Source organism: Achromobacter sp. GbtcB20, assembly GCF_019091095.1.
Lineage (GTDB): Bacteria > Pseudomonadota > Gammaproteobacteria > Burkholderiales > Burkholderiaceae_B > Achromobacter > Achromobacter mucicolens.
The window spans coordinates 1-289 of record NZ_JAGXJZ010000460.1; the positions used below are offsets into that span (position 1 = coordinate 1).

Here is a 289-nt window from a genome sequence, read left to right on the forward strand (position 1 = left end):
ACGAAGCCGCCGCCGGGCAGGTTATGGCCGCGCATGAAGAAGTAAACCGCGATCATGCCCATGAAGGGCAGCAGGAAGCGCAGGTAGACCGCCGGCACCATCAGGTAGCCGCTGCGCGCCTGTACCGCCGGCGCCTGGGTCGCGGCGGGGTCGACGTCGCTGGCCTGCTGCACGGGGATGGCCACGCTCTCGGGCGCGGGACGGAAGCGCCGCAGCAGCGCATACACGGCCAGCGCTACCGCCGACAGCACGGTGATCTCGCCCAGGGTGTCGAAGCCGCGGAAGTCGA

1 protein-coding gene is annotated in these 289 nt (G+C 70.2%); it reads right to left on the reverse strand.

Features of this window, described 5'->3' with window-relative positions:
- Positions 1-289 (reverse strand): hydrogen gas-evolving membrane-bound hydrogenase subunit E (gene mbhE, locus KVT32_RS29765; protein ID WP_217619393.1); only part of this gene is annotated, 289 nt, incomplete at both ends.